The organism is Geitlerinema sp. PCC 7407 (assembly GCF_000317045.1).
In the GTDB taxonomy this organism is placed as follows: domain Bacteria; phylum Cyanobacteriota; class Cyanobacteriia; order PCC-7407; family PCC-7407; genus PCC-7407.
Map to the genome: position 1 here is coordinate 3,993,847 of NC_019703.1, position 21,401 is coordinate 4,015,247.

The window sequence follows — 21,401 nt, forward strand, 5'->3', positions numbered from 1 at the left end:
TTCTATGCCAAGGCCGCCTGAAGTCGCGATCGCCATTCTCTACCAGGGCGATCGCTTTTTGATGCAGCTGCGCGACAACGTGCCCACCATTGTCTATCCCGGCCAGTGGGCCTTTTTTGGTGGTCACCTCGAGGCCAATGAGCCCCCTGCGATCGCCGTGCGCCGCGAGCTCCTCGAAGAGATCGGCTACGCCCCCGAGGTCCTCGAACCCTTCCGGATCTACGCCAGCGACACCGTCGTGCGCCACGTGTTTCACGGCCCCCTCACCGTGCCGATCGCCCAGCTGGTCCTCACCGAAGGCTGGGATTTAGGCCTGCTGTCCCTCGAAGATGTGCGGCGGGGCGAAGGCTACTCGGCGGTGGCGGGCCAGGTGCGGCCCCTGGGCGAGCCCCACCGGCAAATACTGCTGGACTTTGTGCAGCAGTATCCCGCCCTGCTCCAGGGCTCACGCCTGGGCTGAGCAGCGGCGCGCCTGCTCGTCGATGCGCTCTTGCACCTGGGGCGTGAGCCCCAGGCGAGCAGTCTCGTACAGCCGCTCAAATTCCCGCTCAAAGTGGGCCGCCACGATGGGATTTTGGACCACCAGCAGGGTTTCGTCGTTGGTGTGGTTGCCGGCGGGGCTCCAGTTGTGGGAGCCGGTGATGACGATGCGCTGGTCCACGACGGCGAACTTGTGGTGCAGCAAGTCTCCCCGAGGCAGGGTCGGCGTGCCTACGGTGGCCACGGGGTTGCGCCAGGGGCGGTTGTCGGCTTCGTAGTCGCAGTTCTTGGGAGCGAGGGCGACGCCCAAGAGGTCGAGGCCCTCGCTGTAGTCCCGAAAGGCGAAGCTGGGGTCGATCAGGGCGCGCACCTGAGCCCCGCGATCGTGGCGCTGCTCGAGAATGTTGGCCAGGGCCTGCTCCGAGAAAACAAACAGGGCCAGGTTAACGGACTCGGCGGCGCTGTTGAGGGTGCGGCCAATCAGACCGTTGGTGCTTTGGCCAAAGGGCAAGGTGGGGCTGGTGGGCGAGAACTGGACGCGCACAACGCTGGAACCCAAGACAACGGTCTCCGGCGATCGCAGGGTTTTTTTCAGGCCAAACCGGCTGTCGCGCTGGCCGCCGGGACCGTCGCCCCACATCTGGTTGAATTCCTCTTGAAAAAGAGCCGCTAGCTCGGGGCTGTCAATTTTCAGCAAATTGTTGGCGTTGCCCTGGGTGTCGGGCGATCGCAAGTCGCCGTGAACATCGCTCAGGGTGAAGTTGGCGGAGGTGACGATCACGTGCCGCCCATCAACCACCACAAACTTGTGGTGCATCAGGCCGCTGCCCGCCGTGCCGTCTTCGCGATCGTCAATCAGGGGAATGCGCGCTTGCTCTAGCAGGGCGATCGCATCTCGATCGCGAATCTCGGCGGGGCTGAGAGTCCCGTCGCCGTTTTCGTCAATGAGGCGAAGGCCCTCTTCGTAGCGATCGCGCTCTCGATCGCTTAGGGCCGCCACCTCCGCCGCAGGCAGGCCGCTCCAGGCTTGGCGATAGGTATTTTCGATAATCACCCGCACCTTCACCCCCGCTCGCTGGCGATCGCGCAGGGCCTGGGCAATGCGGGGCAGCCGAAACTCCTGCACAGCTAGCTCTACCGAGGACTGTGCCCCGGCGATCGCCTCGACGATCTGGGCCTCGAGGTCGGTGCCAGGGTGGGGCTGCTGGCGATAGGGATCGGTGTAGGTGCCCTCGCCGTGGTTGAAATACACCTGGATCAGCAGATCCTGGGGCAGCGAAGGCGGGGTCGAGTCCTGGAGCTGGCTCGGGGCGCAGCCCCCCGCCCCCAGGGCCAACAGCACAATCCACGCCCACACCGGCCAGCACCGCTGGGTTTGCCGCTGGTTTGCCATCGCTGCCTCTCCTAAATTTCTCTTGATGCTCTTAGGCGTTTACCGCTTCCAGAGTTCCCGGGCAGACCGGCAAACGCTCGCCCTAGAGAAAATGGTAGGGCGGCAGCGCCTCACCCAAAAGCAAGGACCAGTGAGGCGTCTGGGTTTGCCACGCTTGGAGCTGGCGCTGGAGTTCTGGCTCCTGGGCCCGGTCCACCAGCAAGTACACCCGCTCCGTCCCGGCTTTGGGTTCGCCTTGGCGCAGGTCGCCGTAGCGCTGGGAGATCGCCTCCAGCAAGTGATCTTTGTCTGCGGCCTGCTGGCGCTGGCGATCGGCCTGGGCCTGATAGCGCTGCTTCTTGGCCAAAAAGTAGGCCTTGCCGGTGGTGTCTTCGGGGGCGATCGCCGGTTCGGAGGAGGCCTCCAAGGGCGTCAGGCTCAGGCAGTACTCCGCTTTGCCCGCCAGATGCTGCAAGGTCCGCAGGTGCTCTTGGGAGTGCTCGATCAGGTACTGGGCCAGGGCCGCTTCGCTGGCCAGGCAGGTGCCGAAACGCAGCGGCAGCAGGGAGGTTTGGGCAAAGAGCGATCGGATCACCCGATCGTGATTGAGCACGGCCTGCATGAGGTGCTCGTCGTCCTGCTGCAGCGCCTCCACAGACGCGATGGCCTCAGCGATCGCCGCCAGAGGCCCCTGGCTGATCACCTGCACCGCCGCACTTGCAAACCCCGGCGGCAGGGCCAGCGCCGTCGTCGGCGTCGGCAGCAAGGCGTAGACATACATCAAGGCCATGGAAGCACCACCCCCTCACACGCAGTGGCTCAATTGGCGACAAATTCTAAGTCTAAATGGAGCCGCACCCAGGCCTCTTGCCACTCGGCGTCTCCGGCCTGAATCTCAGCGGCCACGCCCTCTAGGAGCGCTGCGACCTCTGGCGCGCGCGATCGCAGCCGGTCTTGCAGCTCTGTCAGGTAGGCGATCGCGGACACCAGCGTGTCCCCCTGGGCGATCATCGCGTCGTCGGGCAGCGCCTCCTCGGCGATCGCCTGTCCCGTCGCCAGGTCCAGCACCCACTCCTGCTCGGTCGTCTCCACCAGGCCCAGGAGGCGCAGGCGCAGCAGCCCTTCTTGCCAGGGTGCTCCGGGCAGCAGCACCCGCACCGGCACCCCGCCAACCCCCTGCATCACTCGAAAATCACTGCTGGTCACCCGCCACAGTAGCCCCGAGACCCAGTCCTCGAGGGGCAGCCTAGCCTGGAGGTGCCCCTCGAGGACTGGGCCGCCGTTTGGAAGCGATCGAGCACGGCACAGCCCGCCACCACTAGCTGGGTCACCAAATTGGTGTCGCCCTGGGTCAGATCGGCTTCTTCTGCCTCTAAATGGCGCAGATCCGGCAAAAACTTGGCCACTTCTTGCTCAATGACCGAGGTCGCATAGGGCATGAGCATCAAGGGATCGAGGGATCGCACCCCCACCGCAGCCGCCGGAACTTCAGGGGCGTCGTCCAGATCCAGCGGGCGATCGCCGGCGTCTTCCTCTGGAGTAAACGCAAACCCAAAGCGCAGCCGCAGCACGCCGCTTTGCCAGCGCTGGCCCGGAATCAGCCACTCCGCCGGGAACGGGTCCAAGAACCCCGCCGCCTCCGGCGTCGCCGTACAGATCTGCTGCACGAGCTGCTGACGCAGACTCGCCACCCACAAAGACGTGCTCTCGGCCCCCGCCTCAAACTGGATCAGCGACTCGTGGGGCAGCAGCGGAGGCACCGTTTGGCTGGTGGTCAGGTCCAGAGCCCAGCGTCCGTCCGGCCCCTTGGCCGACAGCACCACCACCAGCCGCACCACTCCCGTTTGCCAGGGCTCCCCCGGCTGGCACACCCGCGCTGGCAGGCCCCCCAGCAGCTGCATCAGTCGGTAGGAGCCCCGCGCAGCGTACCAGAGCAGCTTCAGCGCCAGCTCTCCCAGGGGCCACGACGTGGCGCCGTAGTCGAGGCTAGGCGGCGCTGGGGTTGGTGGCTCTGGGGTTTGGCGGACCAAGGCTTCCAGGCACTCATAGACCTCTTCGAGGACGTAGGGCGCCAGGTTGTCGGGGGTCTGGGGCAGCTCCGCTGGCCACCCGCCCTCGGGCGATCGCAGCTCTGTCAAGATCGCCACCAGGCGCTGCATCGCGCCCACCACTGGTGGACTCAGAGGCAGGACATCTACGGGCATTGCCGCTGGCGGCACAAAGCGCACAATCCCTTGCTGAAGAATCTCAGGGGTCAACGCTTCGGAAGCAGGCGCTGTAGCGCTGGCCTCTTCCAAATCCATGATGTCCAGTGATGCAAAAAGCGGGTCAGTATCCATGGGCGGCCCCTGGGAAATCGCGAAGCGACGACTTGATCTTAGGGCATTCCAGCCATGAGACTTTTGGCCCTCACAGCCCGCTGATTTCAGGGCCGCTGGAGCTAGAGTGCCCAGATTCTTGGCTCAGATCATCGCCCGCGATCGCCCGGGGAGCGCCCTCCCTTCAGCGTCTACAGCAGGCCGCGATAGCGAATAAACACCAAAATCACCGCCCAGGAACCCAGGGCTACCTTGATAGCCACCAAAATATTCAGCAAAGGCATGACGCCGCCGCTCAGCAGCGCTCCCAGTTCGCCGTGGGGCAGCTCAAAGCCCATTAAGGTCACCACCGCTAGGGCAATAAAGAGCAGCACCGAGATTTTCTCCCAGATCGCCGCGCGCCAGCGCCGGTAAATGGACTCCATCCACTCCGACGACGACGTGATGGCCACTAAGGCGATCGCCGTTCCCCCCGCGACCCCGGCCGCAAACCCGCCCCCGGGGCTGAGGTGGCCCCGGATCGCCAGCTCAACCCCGACAATTGCCGAAATCGTCGCTCCTAGCTGAGCCAGGACAATGGAAGGCTGATCGGTGAACTGGTAAATGCGGGGAAAGGGCCGCTCATTGGCCAACAGGAAATGAGCCCCCATAATGGCAATCGTGAAAACAATCACTTCAAAAATCGTGTCATAAAGCCGATTTCTGAAAATAATCCCGGATACGGCATTGGGCACGCCGCTATCTTGCACCACGGCCTCAACAATGGCCAAATCCGACCCATCCGCCATCGGGTTTGGCATCAGCAAAAACTTCAAATAAAGCGCAATTCCTGCCGCAATATAAAGCCACTTCATTGCTTTCTCGCCTCAGTTGGCCAACTGAATATAAGTCAGGCTGCTCGCTGCCAATCGTTCAGACTGCAAAATCTCGTAAAGACGACGAATACGAGTAATCACTTGATAGGGTTCAGGCTCCGCCTCAGGCATTTGAGCGTCTAGATTGATTGCCTGCGATCGCTCCAGACAGGTCGCATGAATTTCTTTTTCAACCAGGGCCTGGCGCAACGCTTCAGGGTCCGAAAAAGGCACTAATTCCAGACGCAAATGATATCGGTTGGCGACATTGGACAGCGTATTTTTGAGCTGATAGAAGGGACTATTTTCGGGCTGCTCCTCAGCATCGCTCAAGGTCTCTTGGAGAACCCCAACCCGCATCACCAGGGAGGAGCGAACTGCGACCACGTTCAGCAAAACAGCCAGCATCGTGCCGACGAGGGCCTCGGTCAGCGCCACGTCCGCAGCCCCCAGCACCACATACACCAAAGCCGCGATCGCCCCCAAAATGCCGCGAATCACCAAGGCATGATAAGGATTTACCTGAAGCGTCAGCATCAATGCCGTCAAGGGCAAAAGAGCCACAATCATGTAGAGGTAGCTATCGTTCACCATTTCCTCCACTGGTCGAACAGTAGGCCAACACGTAGCCCAAAACCGTATTCCAAATTGCCAAAGAAATCAGGGCCAAAACTAACAGCGACCACTCACTGGGAATCTTCAGCAGGAGACCGAAAATAATGCTCATGGAGCCCAGGGTATCGGCCACCGAAAGGCTGTGCAGCTTGAACAGCAGCGATCGCTTTCCTAGCAAAGGCACAGTCCCCCAGAACCAGAAAAAAATGCCCACACCAATGCAGAAGTAGCTAAGAAGGTTGATCATAGTTTGTTCAGTCGTTTGATCAGGTGTGCCAGCAGCATCAGTCCCGCATTGCCAACGCTCAGGATGATCACGCCGACCACGCCGATCATCCAGTCATCGCGGAGCACCGAAACCACCAAAATCATCATGGAAGTCTTGGTGGCAACACTAGAGAAAGCCAGCATTTTTTGCCAGATATCCTGATTTCGCCACGCCTCAAAGATTGGAATCAGCAGGGCGAGAATCATGGCAATCAAAATTCCATTCATTTCCGCCGCCTCCGCTGCACCCGGTGCACTTCATAGCCGCCTTCTGGGTGGCATTTCACAACAATGGTTTTGGGCGTAAAGGTAATCAGGAAAATATCTAAAAACACGAGGCCGGGCGATCGTCTGGGTGGAATATGCTCAATTTCGATTACTTCTTGACCATGGGGCTGAAAGATCAGTTCAAAGGCCTCTAGATAGGCCTGGGGAATGGCGATCAAAATCCTGCCTAGCATCTGCAGCCAATCTTTGAGAGCGCCGGGAGCTGTGCGGGCGCGCGGCAGCAGCAGGGCCACGCACAGGCCCATCAAGATGTTGGCCAAGCTCAGGTTAGCGGTCAGCAAAAACCAGATCGCCAGTCGCAAAATCAGATTGAGGGAGCCGATCATGCCATCACCATCCAGAAGAGTAGAACTAGCATCAGACTCATCACGCCCATCAAGTGATCCAGTTGCTCAAGCATGCGCGGCAGCTTGATCGTGACCCGGCGAAAGATGAGGAAATAGGCCAGCCATCCTAAGCCAATGGTCAGCAAGGGTTTGATGATATTGGCGACAGTATAGGCTTCGTAGTAGACAACATTTGCCACAACCAATCCGCCCAGCAATAGGGCCATCGCTGCCCAGAAACCTGGCTGTAACTTCTCGGGTTTTTCTGAAGGCTGATGGGGCAAAAAGATGAATTTTGCAAACGAGATCGCGGTGCCCAGGGCCGCCAAATTCATGGCGATAACCTGCCAAGGCAATAAGTTCTTGGTAGTCAAGACTTTAGCGCCAAAACCAGACAGCAGCGGGAACCCCGAAATCGAAAAGCTGGCGATCGCCAGAGCGATCCAAATCGTTCGGGAGATCGGCTGCTGGTGCAAATCCTTGAAATTTCGGCTGGGCAAAATCCCCGCAATTAAAAATAGGGCCGACTTTACCAAACCGTGGGTCAGCGCATAGAAACCACCCACAATAGGTGCAGCCAAAATAAAGCCAAGCTGCGAGACAGTGTGAAATGCCAGCATTCGCTTGGTGTCTTTTTCAAAAACCGCATAGCTAACCCCTAATAGCGCGGTGCTGACTCCGAAGATCCGAATTAGCGGGTCTACTTCGGAGACAAGCAAAGCGCAGCGAACCAGCGGAAAAACGCCTGCTTTGACGACTACGCCCGAGAGCAGGGCAGAAACAGGGGTTTCTGACTCGGAGTGGGTCAGCGGCAGCCACAGCCCCGACACAAAGATGCCGCCCTTCACCAGTAACCCTAAAAAAATTAGCGCGAGGGCCTCGGGCGGGGCCTCTGCTAAGCCTGCAAAGGCGAAAGAATGGGTGGCTTGGTAAACCAAAATGACGCCAATCAAGTAAAACAGCATGGCGACATTGCTGGTAAACAGATAGCGCAGCCCAACCCAGATAGAGCGATCGCTCCGCGGATAGGAAATCAGCAAAAAGGCTGCAATGCTAATCACTTCTAGAGCCACATAAAGGCTCATAAAATCAGCACAGACAAACGCAGCATTAACGCTGCCGTGCAGAACCATCATCTGCAAATAAAAGAAGGCCGTTTTATCGCTGTTCCAGCAATAAAAAACCACGGCGGCCGTCACGATCGCATTGGTCAGAACAAAGAAGCCGCTCAGAGCATCAGCGAACAGCGTGACGCCAAAGCGATCGAGCAGTTGCAGGGCAATGGGAGGCTGCGTCAGAAGCAACAGAGCATAGCCTGTCGACGCGATCGCCCCGCCCAGAGCCAGATAGCGAGCCAGTTTGGGCAGCAGATATCCAACAAAGCCCAAGACAAACGGTAGGGCAATCCAGAGAATGGTCAGCATCTTCATGGGGCATTATTCCGCTCGATTTCATGGACTTCTAGGGTGGGATTGTCCCGCGACAGCTTCATCACGCCCACCAGCATCAGAGCCTGAATCGACAGACCAATCACGATCGCCGTCAAAATGACGGCTTGGGGAACCGGATCAGCATAGTTTCCTTTGGGAGCTTCAGAAAAAATGGGCGTCAATAAACCACCGCGAGAAGCAACTAGAACGTAATAGGCAATCACCCCTGTACTCATCACGTCCATCGCAATGATTTTCATAACCAAATTCTTTTTTAGAATGGTTCCAAAAAATCCAAACAGGATGGTGGCAAATACAAAAGCCTCTAGAACAGTTTCAAGATTTAAAAGCATTGAGATTTCGCCCTAATTTGATAGCTTTTAGAAGTGTTTTTATTGATTAGCCTAATTTCAAGAGCGACAAATTATTTTGGGAACGCCCAAGGGCCAAGCCAAAGGTTCAATTCAAGGCCTAGAAGTTAGAAACTCAGGCCTACGCCTCCGCCAGAAGACTTCTATGGGCTTCATCAAAAGAGAAGTCCCAACAAGCATCGCGCAATCAACTGAATGTCGAGAAATGCAGAGCGATCGCCTTTGAGCTTGGTTTGCGATCGCTCTGTCAAGCAGCCACGGTCAGGTTTACGCTTCGTTCTCAAGTGCCGCAGGCTCTTCCAGCCCTTGAGCATCTCCAGACTGACCAAAGGCCACCCGCAGGAAGGGGGGCGCGAGGAAAGTTGTCAAAATCACCATCGCGATAATGGCAGCTTCCAGGGGCTTGCTCAGAACGCCGCTGGCGGAGCCGATGCCGGCAAACACCAGGCCGACTTCGCCCCGGGGAATCATGCCAACCCCGATCGCCAGACGGTTAATGCCCGGTTGGCCAAAGGCTGCCCACCCCGTGACAACCTTGCCGATGATGGCCACAACAATGAGAAACGCCGCAATGACCAGACCTTCGCGGTTGGCGGGCACTGCCGGATTGAGCACGCCCAGATCGGCCTTGGCGCCCACCGTCACAAAGAAAATCGGCACCAAAATATCCGCGATCGGAATGATTTGCTGATCGAGTTCTTTGCGGCGATCGGTTTCATCGAGGACCAGACCCGCCGCAAAAGCGCCCAAAATCGCCTCTAGGTGGATCGCATTGGCTAAAAACGCCAGCAAAAAGGCAAAGCTCAGGGCCGGAATCACCAGCTTGCCACGGGTTTGCAGCTTGTCTGCGATCGCCACAAAAGCCTGATTGAAGAACTTGCCCAGCAAAATTGCGCCTAATAAGAACGCCGTGGCGCTGATGATGAGATAAATCACATTCATCACGTCCACTTCGCCGGTTTTGGCCAGACTGGCAACCACCGCCAGCACGATGATGCCCAACACATCATCGATCACAGCCGCCCCGACAATAATTTGCCCTTCGCGAGACTTGAGCTGGCCCAGTTCCGACAGCACTTTCGACGTGATCCCAATGCTGGTTGCCGTCAGGGCCGCCCCCGCAAAGATCGCCGGAATCGCTGACACATGAAACAGCGTCATCAGGCCGACCGTACCGGCCGCAAAGGGGACAACCACCCCGACACAAGCCACGATCGCCGCCTGAGGGCCGACCTTTTGCAGCTCTCGCAGGTCCGACTCTAAGCCAATTTCAAACAGCAGAATAATGACGCCCAATTCTGCCAGGACAGAAACAATCTCACTTTGCGATGCAAAAACTTCTTGCACAGCTTCCGGGCTGAGGCCGCCCACCCACTGCAGCACGGGCATCAGCAGAGAGTCCGTCGCCTGGGCGCCGCTTTCGGGAAACACCAGCAGGTGCAGCGCCGAAGCCCCGACGAGCACCCCACCAATTAATTCGCCTAAAACCGGCGGAAAATCTAGCGCTTTGGAGACTTCTCCGCCCAGCTTGCTGGCGAAATAAACAATCACCAGACTCAGCAAGACGCCCGACAGAACGATAGGAGCATTTTCAGCAGAGGCCGTCGCCAACAGCGGAAAGTCATGGCCTGCCCAAGGGAGCCCGGTGAATACCAATTTGGCTCCGATAGAAACCATACTGGGTCCAATCATTGATTAAAACCTATGAATTTACGGAAACCTATCAGACCTTACCCATAAAAACTTATCATTGAGTTAAGTCTATCTAAAAGACCCATTTTCTCTTTTTTTCTGATGCTTATCCTAGAATTTACTTATGAAAAACAGCGTCCTGCTGACCAAGCGCGCGATCGCGCCTTGAGAGATTTTTGAAGAAACCCTTGGGGAACAAGGCTTTCAGCGATCGCCCACCTTCAGCAACATCCTCCGTGTTATCACCCAGCCACCAAGAGGCGATCGCCCCTCGAAGGGCATCCAGCGATCGCCTGCACCCGCTCAATTCTTTTTCAGCCACGCACCGCACGCTGATCGGCTTTTTAATTTGTTTCTGTATTTTTTCTGTAATTTGTTTCTGTAATCTATTTTTAGAACTTTGAAAAATAAAAAGCCTCCAGACAGCATTTTCTAGAGGCTTTTGATTAGCTTTGGCTTAAGGCGATCGCAGGGTTCACTTACTTCCAAAAGCAGCGTTTTTTTGAGGCAATTTGGGTCTCGATCGCCCTAGCTTTCTAGACCTTTTGCAACTCATCTAGGCGAGCCAGCACTTCCTTGCTATGAATCGCGGGCCGCACTCCCAAGAAGGTCTCGCGCAAAATGCCCTCCGGATCGATGAGGTAGGTGTGGCGCAAAGACGCATAGCCCATCCACGAACCGTAGGCCTTGCTCACGCTGCCATCGGTATCGGCCAGCAGCGGAAACTTCAGCCCCTCTGAATCGCAAAACTCAGCGTGGGAATCCACATCATCCATGCTCACCCCCAAAATCTGGGCATTGCGGGCCAGGTACTGGGGCAGATCTTCCTGGAAGCGCCGAGCCTCCAGGGTGCACCCAGGCGTAAAGTCTCGCGGATAGAAGTACAGCACCACCCACTGCCCCCGGTAATCAGCCAGGCTAAGGGTGCCATCTCCCGTGTTGGTGGGCAGCGCAAAAGTTGGCGCTGGCTGATCCAGGAGCGGCTGGGGCCCACCCATGGCCTGAGCAGGCCAGGCAGGACCGAAGCCGGTGAGCAAACTGAGAACACCAATCAACAACCACTGAACAAACGTGCGACGGGAAATCATAGATTTTGTAACGTGACGGCAAAACGGGCGATCGCAGACCCAAGGGTCTTTGGTTAAGTTAGCAATGGCGATCGATTCTTGCATTTTTGCCGGGGGCGATCGCGCGCCGCTGTCCCGTAGGATGAGGAGTGGAAAACACAAACACACCCATGGCCGTGACAAGCATTCTCAAAGGCGTCAACCTTTATCTCATTGGCATGATGGGCGCAGGCAAGTCTACCGTCGGCAGACTGCTCGCCTCTCGACTGGGATACCACTTCTTTGACACCGACGCCCTGATCGAGCAAGCCACTGGACAAAGCGTTCGCCAAATTTTTGCCGAATCCGGGGAAGCCATCTTTCGCCAGCTGGAGAGCCAAGTCCTCGCTCAGCTATGCGCCCAAAAAAATCTGCTCATCTCCACCGGCGGCGGCATTGTCACGACCCCATTTAACTGGAGCTACCTGCGCCACGGCGTCGTGGTGTGGCTAGACGTGCCCGTCGACACGCTCTACGAGCGGCTTCGGCGAGATGGAGACCGGCCCCTGCTCCAGACGCCCGATCCCCTCCAGACCCTCACAGACCTCTTGGCCCAGCGCGAGCGCCTCTACGCCCAGGCCGATCTGCGCCTGAGCACCCAGCCCACGGAAACGCCCGAGCAAACTTGCGATCGCCTGTTGACAGAGCTGCCGTCCATCCTGCGGTCTGGCCCCCAGATCTTGGGGGAAGCCGCCTCCACCAACGGCCACGAATAGCGCGCTGCGCCCCACCCCCCGAACCGTGACATAAACCCGTCAGGGGGTTAGCGGCGAATCGCCAAAAGTGAGAAAATTGCAGCGTTCTCCCTCGGGGCAAGAGACGCCTGCCCAAACAGGTTTCTGCTCAGGAGCCCGCGCTGCAATCGCTGATTGAAGCGTCAGGAAGATTTCACCACCGCATTCATCTGGGTTTTTCATGCTGTCGGAACATGAATACTTTCAACAGGCAGAGGCAACGCGGGTTCGCGTCCTAAGCGAAGCACTCCCCTATATTCAGCAGTTCGCGGGCCGCACCATCGTGGTCAAATACGGCGGCGCAGCGATGAAAGATGGCGCTCTCAAAGAGAAAGTCATCCGCGACATCGTGTTTTTGTCCTGCGTGGGACTGCGGCCCGTCGTCGTCCACGGCGGCGGCCCCGAGATCAATAGCTGGCTGGGCAAGCTCAACATTGAGCCTCAGTTCAAAAACGGGCTGCGGGTGACCGACGCCGCCACGATGGATGTGGTGGAAATGGTGCTGGTGGGCCGGGTCAACAAGGAAATTGTGTCCTTGATCAACCAGGCTGGCGGTCAGGCCGTGGGCCTGTGCGGCAAGGACGGCAACCTGATCACGGCTCGTCCCCAGGGCGATGAGGGAATTGGCTTTGTGGGCGAGGTCAGCAGCGTCAATATCAAGCTGCTGGAGTCGCTGGTCAGCAACGGCTACATTCCCGTGGTGTCCAGCGTGGCCGCCGATGAAACGTCCCAGGCCTACAACATCAATGCGGACACTGTTGCTGGCGAGATCGCGGCGGCCCTGGGCGCCGAAAAGCTGATTTTGCTGACGGATACGGCGGGCATTCTGCGGGACTACAAAGATCCGGGCACGCTGATTCCCAAGCTGGACATTCAGCAGGCGCGCCAGCTGATCGATGCGGGCATTGTGGCGGGGGGCATGATTCCCAAGGTGACGTGCTGCGTGCGATCGCTGGCCCAGGGAGTCAAGGCGGCTCACATTCTCGACGGTCGCATTCCCCACTCGCTGCTGCTGGAGATTTTCACCGATGCCGGGATCGGCTCCATGCTCGTGGCGTCGGAGTTTATGAGCAACTACAAGCGCTAGGCCCGGGCCTAGCGCCCCTAGGAAATCTGGGCAGAGACGGCGGCATCGGGACAACAGATCTGGGCCTCCATCTGGCGAGGGGCGATCGCCTGCACCAAGCGCACCGGCAGCTCAATGATCGCCTCGGTTCCCTGCCCCGGCAGCGACTGGATGGTCAGGCTGCCCCGGTGCTGGGTGACCACCGTCTGGTAGCAGATCGCCAAGCCCAGTCCCGTCCCCTGACCGATTTCCTTGGTCGTAAAGAAGGGGTCAAAAATCTTGGGCTGGATGTCGGGGGGAATCCCGGGGCCATTGTCGGCGATCGCAATCCGGATCAGGGCGCGGTGGCTCTCGGGGGACATCACCAGCTCCGTCCGCAGGTCAATCTGGCCCGATCGCCCCGGCTGCGTCTCCAGGGCCTCGATGGCATTCATCAGCAGATTCATAAACACCTGGTTGAGCTGCTTGGGGTAGCACTCCACCCGGGGCAGCTCGCCGTACTGGCGCACCACCTCAACGCGCTCCAGGCGATCGCGCAAAATGCACAGCGTGCTTTCTAGACCCTCGTGGACATTCACCAGCTTTCGGTGGGATTCGTCCAGGCGCGAAAAATTTCTCAGAGACAAGATAATCTGGCGAATCCGCTCCGCCCCGATGCGAATCGACGTCAAAATCTGCTGCGAATCCCGCACCAAAAAGTCCACGTCCACCTCTTCCTCCAGGGCTCGCAGCGCCAGCGGCGGATTCGGGCAGGCCTCCCGGTATCCCTTGACCAGCTGCACCAAATCCTGAAGGTAAGCATCGATATAGGGCACATTGCCATAGATAAACGTGATGGGGTTATTGACCTCGTGGGCCAGCCCCGCCACCATTCGGCCCAGGCCAGACATTTTTTCGCTCTGGATTAGCTGGGCCTGGGTCGCGCGCAGCTCTTGCAGCGTGGCTTTCAGGTGAGCCGCCTGAGCTGCGCTTTCCGCCGCCTGCTGGCGAATTTGGGCGTAGAGATAGGCCTGCTGAATCGACACCGCCAGCTGGTCCGCCACCGCCTGGGCCAGCTTTTGGTCATTCATCGACCAAAACCGGACGCGGGAGCACTGATTGAGATACAAGATGGCGTACAGCGCCTCGCGGGTCTGCACCGGCACCACCAGCGATGAGCGGATCTGGGCCTTGCAGTATTCCTCGTTGTCGGGGCCAATGCGCTCGTCTTGGTCCACATTGGCAATCACCACGCGGCGGCGGTGCTGGACCACCCACTGGGTGATCGGGCCGTGGGTGTCAAAGTCCTCCACTGACGCCGGAAAGTCTGGGTGGCAGGATTCGTAGAGGTGCTTGCGGCGAAAAGCGGGGTCTTGGGCAGTGCTGTCGTCGTCGTTGACCGACAGATCCGGCTCCCCCTCCAGCTCCACCAGGTGCACGATGCAGCGATCGACCGCTAGGGCCTGCCGGAGCTGCCCAATGGCCTGGGTCAAGATGGTTTCGAGATCAAAGCTTTGGCGAGTTTGGCTGGTGATTTGGTTGACGATGCGTTCGCGCTGGGCCTGCTTGTGGACCTGCTCGTAGAGCTGGGCGTGCTGGATGGCGATCTCGAGCTGCTGGGCGATCGCCTGCAAAAACGCCACCTCCCCCGGCAGCCAGCAGCCCGAGCTTTCCCGCAGGCACACCAGGTAGCCCAGGGAGCTATCTTGGCCCCGGACCGGCACCAGCAGATAGTCTGCTAGGCTCTCGCCCAGGAGTGGGCTCGCGCCCCAGGAGCGGCTCTCTGGCGTGCCGGGCTGCCCAACCAGCTGCCCCCGGGCGATCGCCTCCGCCCACAGCCCAAAATCCGCCAGCGCGTAGTAGCCCAGCAGCGGCGATCGCCCATCGTCCAGCAGCTGCTCGCATACCACCTGCACTCGCTGGGTATCTTCAAAGCACCAAAAAAAATAGCAGCGTTGCAAATTCAGTAGAGCTGCTATCTCATCAACAGCCGTCTGCAAGACGACCTTGAGTTCTAGAGATCCGCGAATCCGATCGACAATGCGCCGCAACAGAGCGCTTTGTTCTTGGGGGCTATGCAGCCAATTATCAGACAACTCTCTAACGGGTAGGGACGGCAGGGATACAGACATTGGGGATGATGCGAGACGCGCGATCGCGAAACAATCTTGAACGTGCACCCGGTGAAGGAACAATGAGACCGAGCTAGTCCCATCGCACCAGCGCTTTTTACAGCAGCATTCATCTTGGAGTTAACGACTCACGCCGCCTTTTACCAACCTTCAGCCCTTTAGGCGCCAAATCTGTTAAATTCACCTATTTTTGTGGCCCTCGGTTCACAATCCTATGACATTTCGCATCAGGGAGATACCGAGGCTCCTCGCAACTTCAGTGACGACCCTGTTTTTGACTCAGACCCAGGACTAGCTTCCCAAAAGTATCGAGAAATTTCGTCGCTTTCAGTAGCTTACGCAACGCTTCCCGATCCCCCTTTGCGCAGGGTTCTTTTAGACTGTGAGAAAAAGTCCATCTAAGAACCACAAATGCCCGAATTCAGGGACCAATTCTCCCTAAGCTATCGTGCAAATACGGCCCTCAGCAGTGTCAAAGGTTGCGGCTCAGTTTGAAATTTCTCCGCAGATTTGCCCGGGAGTGATTGGGGAAACTCATACTTGGGTAGTAGCAGGGACGGGATAAATACAGTACTGTGATGCTTGTTGATCGGTAACGCTACTTCAACTTCTGAAGAGGAGTGTATGACTAAGAAATTTGTGGCTCTGGCTTTGCTGTTGGGTGTGACTGCATCATTAGTGACGGCTTGCGGCGGCGGCGATACAGCTCCGACTGAGTCTCCGGCTGACGCTCCTGCGACGGAATCTCCCGCACCTTCTCCGGCTAACTAGTAAGGGATTCGGCCTTAGAGGATCATTTATCTTTCTAAGACAGTTTAAGCAGGGGAGTAATTCCCAGAGCGCTGGTTTGCGGTTTCTCATGGCTTTGCCTGGGCTCCGCATTCACGCTTTGGCTGGATTGCTCCCCTTCTTGCTAGGAGCGGAGGTTGCGGTGGCTCTAGGCCAGTGCTGTGGACTACGGTGAAGCTAGAGGGATGCACGAGTGCACCCATACACTGAACGCACAGGGAGGAAGGAAAAGAGCAATGACACCCGCAATCTGGGGCGGCCTGCTGAGCGCGGGCTTGGTGATGGAGGTGCCGACGGCTCTGCCGGAGGAGATCCCGGAGGAGGTGCTGCGGACCGAAGTGATCGTTGAGGCGCGATCGCCTCTCGACGGTTCGTCTCTGACCGCAGCAGAGTATGCTCAGCTGATGGAGCAGCTAGAGGACGGATCAGGCCCGCCTGAGGTGTCGCCTCAGCTACGCGAAACCGTTTTCTTACTGCGATTTCGCAAGCTGATCAGAACGCTAATCCCCTTTGCACCGCTCTAAACCACTCTAGAAAAGGCGATAGAGGGCAGTACGCTGTAGAGGAACACTCCGGAGAAGCGTTTGAGACTTCTTCAATGATTTGCTAAGTTTTACGACAATACTTGATTTAGAGAGCTGCGTGTGAGGTGGACTCTCAGTCGAGTCCACGGTGAATACAAAATTTCTGAAGTTCAGCAGCGCAGAGATGCCTTTGTATGGGCGATCGCGCGTTAGCTTTTTCAATTCCTATAGCTAAAGTTGAGATTGGGCAGGTTTTTTATGGCTCTTACCGTTGCCTCTGAGCAAATTGATCGGATTGTCTGGAACCAACATCACGATCCGTTCGAAGTGCTAGGCCCGCATCCCGTTCAGCACGAGGGCAAAAATGCCTGGGCGGTGCGCGCCTATTTACCGACGGCAGAGGCGGCTTGGGTGCTGTTGCCAGAGCAGCGCAAAGAGTACCCCATGCAGGTCAGCCACCACCCCCACTTTTTTGAGTGCATTCTGGAGGTCGAGACTCTGGGCAACTACCAGCTGCGGATCCAGGAGGGGGAGCACGAGCGGGTTACCTATGACGCCTATGCCTTTCGATCGCCGTGGCTGACAGAGCTTGACACCTATCTGTTTGCCGAGGGCAATCACCACCGAATTTACGAAAAGATGGGCGCTCATGCTACCGAAGTTGAGGGTGTGCAGGGCGTCCATTTTGCGGTTTGGGCGCCCCACGCCCGCAATGTCTCAGTCATTGGCGACTTCAATGTGTGGGATGGCCGCAAGCACCAGATGCGCCGTGGCGGTGCGGGCATTTGGGAGCTGTTTGTGCCTGAGCTGAAGGTGGGCGATCGCTACAAGTACGAGATCAAAAACAACGACGGCCACATCTACGAAAAATCCGACCCCTACGGCTTCCAGCAAGAAGCGCGGCCCAAAACTGCCTCCATCGTGGCGGACCTCGACTCCTACCAGTGGAGCGACAGCAGCTGGATGGAAACCCGTCGCCACACCGAGCCCCTCACTCAGCCCGTCTCGGTCTACGAAGTTCACCTCGGCTCCTGGCTCCACGCCTCCGCCGAGACGCCTCCTACCCTGCCCAATGGCGAGACGGAGCCCGTCGTCATCGTTTCAGACTACAAGCCGGGCGCGCGCTTTTTGACCTACCGCGAGCTTGCCGATCGCCTGATCCCCTACGTCAAAGAGCTGGGCTTTACCCACGTCGAGCTTTTGCCGATCGCGGAGCACCCCTTTGACGGCTCCTGGGGCTACCAAGTGACGGGCTACTATGCATGCACCTCGCGCTATGGCACCCCTCAGGACTTCATGTATTTCGTCGACCAGTGCCACAAGAACGGCATCGGCGTGATCGTGGACTGGGTGCCCGGCCACTTCCCCAAGGATGGCCACGGCCTCGCCTTCTTTGACGGTACACACCTCTATGAGCACGCCGACCCCCGCAAGGGCGAGCACAAGGAGTGGGGCACCCTGGTCTTTAACTACGGTCGCCACGAAGTGCGCAACTTCCTGGTGGCCAACGCGCTGTTCTGGTTCGACAAGTACCACATCGACGGCATTCGGGTGGACGCCGTGGCCTCCATGCTCTATCTGGACTACTGCCGAGAGCCGGGCGAGTGGCTGCCCAACCAGTACGGCGGTCGCGAAAACATCGAGGCAGCGGATTTCCTGCGCCAGGTCAACCACGTCATTTTCAGCTATTTTCCCGGCGCTCTGTCGATCGCCGAGGAGTCTACCGCGTGGCCCATGGTGTCTTGGCCGACCTATGTCGGGGGCCTGGGCTTCAACTTGAAGTGGAATATGGGCTGGATGCACGACATGCTGGACTACTTCAGCATGGACCCTTGGTTCCGCCAGTTCCACCAAAACAACGTCACCTTCAGCATTTGGTACGCCTTCAGCGAAAACTTTATGCTGGCGCTCTCCCACGACGAGGTGGTCCACGGCAAGAGCAACATGCCGGGCAAGATTCCCGGGGATGAGTGGCAAAAATTTGCCAATCTCCGCTGCCTCTACAGCTACATGTACCTCCACCCCGGCAAGAAGACGCTGTTTATGGGGATGGAGTTTGGGCAGTGGAGCGAGTGGAATGTCTGGGGAGACCTAGAGTGGCACCTGCTGCAGTTTGCCCCTCACCAGACCCTCAAGCACTGCATCACCAAGCTCAATGAGCTGTACCGCAGCGAATCGGCGATCTACACCCAGGACTTTTCCCAAGAGGGCTTTGAGTGGATCGACTGTAACGACAATCGCCACAGCGTGGTGTCATTTATTCGACGGGCCAAGGATTCGGATGAGTTTTTGGTGGTGGTGTGCAACTTCACGCCTCAGCCCCACGCGCACTATCGGATCGGCGTGCCAGAGCACGGCTTCTATGAGGAGCTCTTTAATAGCGACTCGCGGGAGTTTGGGGGCAGCAATATGGGGAATCTGGGCGGCAAGTGGGCGGATGAGTGGTCGTTCCACAGCCGGCCTTACTCGCTGGATCTGTGCTTGCCACCGCTCTCGACGCTGGTATTTAAGCTAAATCGCGAGAAAACCGCCCGCGCGATCGCCCCTGGCACTGACAACTAGGCGATCGCCCCCATGCCCGCCCCAGCGCTAGTAGCAAAACTTGTCGTCGCGAGGGCGGGCATTCTCTTTGCCGAGGCGCAGTGTGCCAATCAGGGTCGAAACGGTGACGCAGCGAAGTTTACCGCCTGTGGTCAGCGTGATCTGCCCGAGCTGGCCGTTGGTGTTGCCGTGGTAGTTGAACTGGACGCGCCATGGCCCCTCTAGAGTCCGGACTCCAGGGCTGTCGAGGGTCGTTTCGTAGGCATTGCGGCTGTTGGGGCCTTTGAAGACTTCGACATTGGGCGGCAGGTCGTTCCACTGGACACCGCTGGGAATAAAAACGCCCCGCTGCCGAGGATGAACGGCCCACTGCACCGTGGGTTTGCCGCTGGCTGTGACTTCGCGAATACTGACTTGCCAGGTACGCTTGTCGCGCTTGGCGTTGCTTTGGGCACTTTGCATCGCGCGATAGAGAGCTTCCTGGCTTGTAGCAAGACGCTGGCCATTGACAAATGCCAGCCATGCAGGAGCCGCGATCGCGCTCAGAATGCCAATCATGATCAAAACGACCAAAATTTCGAGCACGGTAAACCCGCCCGTTGAAGGCTTCAACGGACCCAAATGCCCCTGTTTCATAGTGGAAAAAACTGACGACTGGCGTGCAAAATTTACACCTGAAATCAGTTTTCCCTCTATGTCAAAAAATCGATCACCCTAGCCAAAATTTTTTAAATGCCGCCTTAAGTTGATCCCCAAACTTCAGGGCGTACTACATATAGCTGGATCGTTGCTAGACTGCATTGAACCCAAAATCGTCCGAATGATGACACAGCGCTTAGTGCCATTCAGCGGTGTTGTGTAGTCTTGGCCATCCGGAACCGCCACAGCCAGCACAATACCGTTTGATCCAATATCAGCATCCCCAGCCAAAGCTCCAAATGGATCAAAGCTAACTGTTTTGACAGCACTGGGGGCATAGTCGAGGTCATCTACTGAGTTCGCAGCAGTATCAAGGTTTGTGTAAAACGTCACTTGCCCAGGGCGGATTTCTCGTGATGAACCAAGGTTTTTCCAAAGACTAGTGATATTTGTCGTCTGTGCTGGATACAGCGCTACTTGGGGACGCTTATTCGCAGTATCTACTCGGAAGCTGACGTTATAAATTCGCTTAGTTAGCTTGGCCCGTCTTTGTGCTTCTTGGAGATTGCTAAACACCTCTTCATTAACAGAGGCCACTCGTTGACGGTTCACAAAAGCCAACCAGCTCGGAGCTGCGATCGCGCTCAGAATGCCAATCATAATCACAACAACCAAAACTTCTAGCAGCGTGAAACCTGATTGCTGGCGCATTGGAGATTGAAGTCGATGACCAACGTCCAAAGATTTAGAGGCACAAGAGGTCGATCTAGAGCTCCGAAAGCAATTGATAAACCGGATAAACTGCAAGCTGTCCATGATCGACCTCAATGAAACATTTATAAAAAGCAAAGTTTGCTACTGACCAATCAATCCACGTCCTTGAATTCGCATCTTCTCACGAGGGAAGAAAGCTGAATTGTTGGGGTTAAAAGAAGCATTGGCCTGCAAGCGCTGGAGTGCATTGCCACGCAGTTGAACATCCACCAGGGAGTTGTTGCTGTTTGCAACAACTGAGGCCTGGAAAGAATCCGCTTGCGTCTGCTCGATATAGTCTACAAGAACAGTCACATCAGGATACTGCGCGCCCGTTGCCAGTCCTGAGACCCAAGAGTTCATACTTGTTTGAAGCGTATCAGCCTCTCTGGGGTTGAATTTTGCGAATCCTGGACTGGCCAAAGCCCTTGCTGGTTCAGTCAGAGCTACACCGTTAAAATCCGTGGCCACATCATGTATTTCGAATCTGCCGACTCTAGCGGCCTTTGACCAAGTACTAGGGGTCCCTGCTTTATCTGTGATTTTGTAATAGACCACCAAAGAGTAGACAAATGCATCATCGCAGCCTTCAACTGGTGGAGTAGCATCACAGTCATCAGCATCTGTTGGAATCACGTCGTCAATCAGCTTACGCTTCCAAAAAGCTAAGACTGGCGTGCAGTTATGCTCGGTAGTATTGCAACCTGGCGCTGCTTTTACGGGGGGAATCTGATCAGCGATACCCGAAGTGGCTGGAGTAGTGCTGTGATTCGCTGTTAGAGCACTGCTGTCATAAACATAGAGCGCTTGCTGAAGATCCCGCGAAATATATTCGAGCGCTGCTTGAATTTCTTGTTCCGAAGCAGACTTAGCTTGCTCACGGCGATCGGTATTGAGAATGCTCAGCATAAAAGTCAGAAGCGAACCGATCACAATGCTGGCCAAGATCATCGCAACCAAGAGCTCTAGCAAAGTAAAGCCCTGCTGAGAATCACGCTTTGACTTTCCCCTAATTGCTTGACAAAAAATCCAAGAAATCAGTTTCATCTTCTAGGCCTCAGAGCAAGCTAACAGTAATAAAGACGCCAGAGCTTGACAGAATCTGGCTGATCAAAATGAGCCCCC

General features: G+C 57.2%; 22 protein-coding genes. 5 read left to right on the top strand and 17 right to left on the bottom strand.

The genetic code is table 11. The features are described from left to right. Positions 1-4: 4 nt before the first annotated feature. Positions 5-460, top strand: a complete 456-nt coding sequence (locus GEI7407_RS16205) for an NUDIX hydrolase (RefSeq protein WP_015173286.1) — start codon at positions 5-7, stop codon at positions 458-460. Here GEI7407_RS16205 and GEI7407_RS16210 read toward each other — a convergent pair. The 13 genes from GEI7407_RS16210 to GEI7407_RS16275 form a co-directional block, all read right to left on the bottom strand. Next, complete coding sequence (locus GEI7407_RS16210; RefSeq protein ID WP_015173287.1) at positions 446-1,873, bottom strand: phospholipase D-like domain-containing protein; 1,428 nt, start codon at positions 1,871-1,873, stop codon at positions 446-448. The two genes, GEI7407_RS16205 and GEI7407_RS16210, sit on opposite strands and share 15 nt — an antisense overlap. Positions 1,874-1,955: 82 nt before the next feature. Then, positions 1,956-2,642, bottom strand: a complete 687-nt coding sequence (locus tag GEI7407_RS16215; protein ID WP_015173288.1) for a GvpL/GvpF family gas vesicle protein — start codon at positions 2,640-2,642, stop codon at positions 1,956-1,958. 29 nt (positions 2,643-2,671) lie between these two features. Beyond that, entirely contained in the window at positions 2,672-3,058 is a 387-nt protein-coding gene (locus GEI7407_RS16220) for a hypothetical protein (protein ID WP_041268496.1), read from the bottom strand. Continuing rightward, positions 3,055-4,155 (bottom strand): hypothetical protein, encoded by a 1,101-nt coding sequence (locus GEI7407_RS16225; protein ID WP_150109808.1) that lies wholly within the window; start codon positions 4,153-4,155, stop codon positions 3,055-3,057. Before GEI7407_RS16225 ends, GEI7407_RS16220 begins: the two co-directional genes overlap by 4 nt. Before the next feature lie 206 nt (positions 4,156-4,361). Then, positions 4,362-5,024 carry a Na(+)/H(+) antiporter subunit B gene (locus GEI7407_RS16230; protein ID WP_015173291.1) on the bottom strand — a complete coding sequence of 221 codons (663 nt, stop codon included), beginning with the start codon at positions 5,022-5,024 and terminating at the stop codon, positions 4,362-4,364. A gap of 12 nt (positions 5,025-5,036) precedes the next feature. Then, positions 5,037-5,618, bottom strand: a complete 582-nt coding sequence (locus GEI7407_RS16235; RefSeq protein ID WP_015173292.1) for a DUF4040 domain-containing protein — start codon at positions 5,616-5,618, stop codon at positions 5,037-5,039. Further along, the gene (locus GEI7407_RS16240; protein ID WP_015173293.1) at positions 5,605-5,886 is read right to left on the bottom strand and encodes a monovalent cation/H(+) antiporter subunit G; all 282 of its coding nucleotides are present in this window, start codon (positions 5,884-5,886) and stop codon (positions 5,605-5,607) included. Before GEI7407_RS16240 ends, GEI7407_RS16235 begins: the two co-directional genes overlap by 14 nt. Beyond that, entirely contained in the window at positions 5,883-6,134 is a 252-nt protein-coding gene (locus GEI7407_RS16245) for a hypothetical protein (protein ID WP_015173294.1), read from the bottom strand. The genes GEI7407_RS16240 and GEI7407_RS16245 overlap by 4 nt, the downstream gene beginning before the upstream one ends. Beyond that, positions 6,131-6,520, bottom strand: a complete 390-nt coding sequence (locus tag GEI7407_RS16250) for a Na+/H+ antiporter subunit E (RefSeq protein ID WP_015173295.1) — start codon at positions 6,518-6,520, stop codon at positions 6,131-6,133. The genes GEI7407_RS16245 and GEI7407_RS16250 overlap by 4 nt, the downstream gene beginning before the upstream one ends. Continuing rightward, on the bottom strand, positions 6,517-7,950 hold the full coding sequence (locus GEI7407_RS16255) for a cation:proton antiporter (protein ID WP_015173296.1): 1,434 nt from the start codon (positions 7,948-7,950) through the stop codon (positions 6,517-6,519). The genes GEI7407_RS16250 and GEI7407_RS16255 overlap by 4 nt, the downstream gene beginning before the upstream one ends. Continuing rightward, positions 7,947-8,303: an NADH-quinone oxidoreductase subunit K gene (locus GEI7407_RS16260; RefSeq protein ID WP_015173297.1), complete on the bottom strand. Its 357-nt coding sequence runs from the start codon at positions 8,301-8,303 to the stop codon at positions 7,947-7,949. Before GEI7407_RS16260 ends, GEI7407_RS16255 begins: the two co-directional genes overlap by 4 nt. Positions 8,304-8,588: 285 nt before the next feature. Next, positions 8,589-9,998, bottom strand: coding sequence for a cation:proton antiporter (locus tag GEI7407_RS16265; RefSeq protein WP_015173298.1), 1,410 nt, complete (start codon positions 9,996-9,998; stop codon positions 8,589-8,591). Positions 9,999-10,549: 551 nt separating this feature from the next. After that, positions 10,550-11,011 carry a peroxiredoxin gene (locus tag GEI7407_RS16275; RefSeq protein ID WP_396229536.1) on the bottom strand — a complete coding sequence of 154 codons (462 nt, stop codon included), beginning with the start codon at positions 11,009-11,011 and terminating at the stop codon, positions 10,550-10,552. A gap of 239 nt (positions 11,012-11,250) precedes the next feature. Here GEI7407_RS16275 and GEI7407_RS16280 point away from each other — a divergent pair, with 239 nt between their 5' ends. After that, on the top strand, positions 11,251-11,835 hold the full coding sequence (locus tag GEI7407_RS16280) for a shikimate kinase (protein WP_015173300.1): 585 nt from the start codon (positions 11,251-11,253) through the stop codon (positions 11,833-11,835). A 199-nt stretch (positions 11,836-12,034) separates the two neighbouring features. After that, a complete protein-coding gene (argB, locus tag GEI7407_RS16285) occupies positions 12,035-12,940 on the top strand; it encodes an acetylglutamate kinase (RefSeq protein ID WP_015173301.1) in 906 nt (301 codons plus the stop codon). Positions 12,941-12,957: 17 nt separating this feature from the next. Here the strand turns inward: argB and GEI7407_RS16290 are convergent, their stop codons facing one another. Next, complete coding sequence (locus tag GEI7407_RS16290) at positions 12,958-14,994, bottom strand: GAF domain-containing protein (RefSeq protein ID WP_041268498.1); 2,037 nt, start codon at positions 14,992-14,994, stop codon at positions 12,958-12,960. Positions 14,995-16,055: 1,061 nt separating this feature from the next. On the opposite strand from GEI7407_RS16290, the gene GEI7407_RS16295 reads away from it, so the two are divergent. Together GEI7407_RS16295 and glgB are read left to right on the top strand one after the other, a co-directional pair. Next, complete coding sequence (locus GEI7407_RS16295; RefSeq protein WP_015173303.1) at positions 16,056-16,343, top strand: hypothetical protein; 288 nt, start codon at positions 16,056-16,058, stop codon at positions 16,341-16,343. Positions 16,344-16,601: 258 nt separating this feature from the next. Continuing rightward, positions 16,602-18,905 carry a 1,4-alpha-glucan branching protein GlgB gene (gene glgB, locus GEI7407_RS16300; protein ID WP_015173304.1) on the top strand — a complete coding sequence of 768 codons (2,304 nt, stop codon included), beginning with the start codon at positions 16,602-16,604 and terminating at the stop codon, positions 18,903-18,905. Between the two features lie 27 nt (positions 18,906-18,932). Here glgB and GEI7407_RS16305 read toward each other — a convergent pair whose 3' ends face one another. The 3 genes from GEI7407_RS16305 to hpsC all read right to left on the bottom strand — a co-directional run bounded on the left by GEI7407_RS16305 (position 18,933) and on the right by hpsC (position 21,323). Beyond that, positions 18,933-19,520: a Tfp pilus assembly protein FimT/FimU gene (locus GEI7407_RS16305; RefSeq protein ID WP_015173305.1), complete on the bottom strand. Its 588-nt coding sequence runs from the start codon at positions 19,518-19,520 to the stop codon at positions 18,933-18,935. A gap of 123 nt (positions 19,521-19,643) precedes the next feature. Continuing rightward, the gene (locus GEI7407_RS16310; RefSeq protein WP_015173306.1) at positions 19,644-20,339 is read right to left on the bottom strand and encodes a prepilin-type N-terminal cleavage/methylation domain-containing protein; all 696 of its coding nucleotides are present in this window, start codon (positions 20,337-20,339) and stop codon (positions 19,644-19,646) included. Positions 20,340-20,378: 39 nt separating this feature from the next. Then, positions 20,379-21,323 carry a hormogonium polysaccharide secretion pseudopilin HpsC gene (hpsC, locus tag GEI7407_RS16315; RefSeq protein ID WP_015173307.1) on the bottom strand — a complete coding sequence of 315 codons (945 nt, stop codon included), beginning with the start codon at positions 21,321-21,323 and terminating at the stop codon, positions 20,379-20,381. Between the last annotated feature and the right edge of the window lie 78 nt (positions 21,324-21,401).

Excerpts from the sequence above, each read along its gene's own strand:
- GEI7407_RS16310 (WP_015173306.1), bottom strand. The coding sequence starts at position 20,339 with ATGGACAGCTTGCAGTTTATCCGGTTTATCAATTGCTTTCGGAGCTCT.
- glgB (WP_015173304.1), top strand. The coding sequence starts at position 16,602 with ATGGCTCTTACCGTTGCCTCTGAGCAAATTGATCGGATTGTCTGGAAC.
- GEI7407_RS16215 (WP_015173288.1), bottom strand. The coding sequence starts at position 2,642 with ATGGCCTTGATGTATGTCTACGCCTTGCTGCCGACGCCGACGACGGCG.
- GEI7407_RS16260 (WP_015173297.1), bottom strand. The coding sequence starts at position 8,303 with ATGCTTTTAAATCTTGAAACTGTTCTAGAGGCTTTTGTATTTGCCACC.
- argB (WP_015173301.1), top strand. The coding sequence starts at position 12,035 with ATGCTGTCGGAACATGAATACTTTCAACAGGCAGAGGCAACGCGGGTT.
- GEI7407_RS16280 (WP_015173300.1), top strand. The coding sequence starts at position 11,251 with ATGGCCGTGACAAGCATTCTCAAAGGCGTCAACCTTTATCTCATTGGC.
- GEI7407_RS16210 (WP_015173287.1), bottom strand. The coding sequence starts at position 1,873 with ATGGCAAACCAGCGGCAAACCCAGCGGTGCTGGCCGGTGTGGGCGTGG.
- GEI7407_RS16295 (WP_015173303.1), top strand. The coding sequence starts at position 16,056 with ATGACACCCGCAATCTGGGGCGGCCTGCTGAGCGCGGGCTTGGTGATG.
- GEI7407_RS16245 (WP_015173294.1), bottom strand. The coding sequence starts at position 6,134 with ATGAATGGAATTTTGATTGCCATGATTCTCGCCCTGCTGATTCCAATC.
- GEI7407_RS16265 (WP_015173298.1), bottom strand. The coding sequence starts at position 9,998 with ATGGTTTCTATCGGAGCCAAATTGGTATTCACCGGGCTCCCTTGGGCA.
- GEI7407_RS16240 (WP_015173293.1), bottom strand. The coding sequence starts at position 5,886 with ATGATCAACCTTCTTAGCTACTTCTGCATTGGTGTGGGCATTTTTTTC.
- GEI7407_RS16235 (WP_015173292.1), bottom strand. The coding sequence starts at position 5,618 with ATGGTGAACGATAGCTACCTCTACATGATTGTGGCTCTTTTGCCCTTG.
- GEI7407_RS16255 (WP_015173296.1), bottom strand. The coding sequence starts at position 7,950 with ATGAAGATGCTGACCATTCTCTGGATTGCCCTACCGTTTGTCTTGGGC.
- GEI7407_RS16230 (WP_015173291.1), bottom strand. The coding sequence starts at position 5,024 with ATGAAGTGGCTTTATATTGCGGCAGGAATTGCGCTTTATTTGAAGTTT.
- GEI7407_RS16225 (WP_150109808.1), bottom strand. The coding sequence starts at position 4,155 with ATGGATTTGGAAGAGGCCAGCGCTACAGCGCCTGCTTCCGAAGCGTTG.
- hpsC (WP_015173307.1), bottom strand. The coding sequence starts at position 21,323 with ATGAAACTGATTTCTTGGATTTTTTGTCAAGCAATTAGGGGAAAGTCA.
- GEI7407_RS16275 (WP_396229536.1), bottom strand. The coding sequence starts at position 11,011 with ATGGGTGGGCCCCAGCCGCTCCTGGATCAGCCAGCGCCAACTTTTGCG.
- GEI7407_RS16305 (WP_015173305.1), bottom strand. The coding sequence starts at position 19,520 with ATGAAACAGGGGCATTTGGGTCCGTTGAAGCCTTCAACGGGCGGGTTT.
- GEI7407_RS16205 (WP_015173286.1), top strand. The coding sequence starts at position 5 with ATGCCAAGGCCGCCTGAAGTCGCGATCGCCATTCTCTACCAGGGCGAT.
- GEI7407_RS16250 (WP_015173295.1), bottom strand. The coding sequence starts at position 6,520 with ATGATCGGCTCCCTCAATCTGATTTTGCGACTGGCGATCTGGTTTTTG.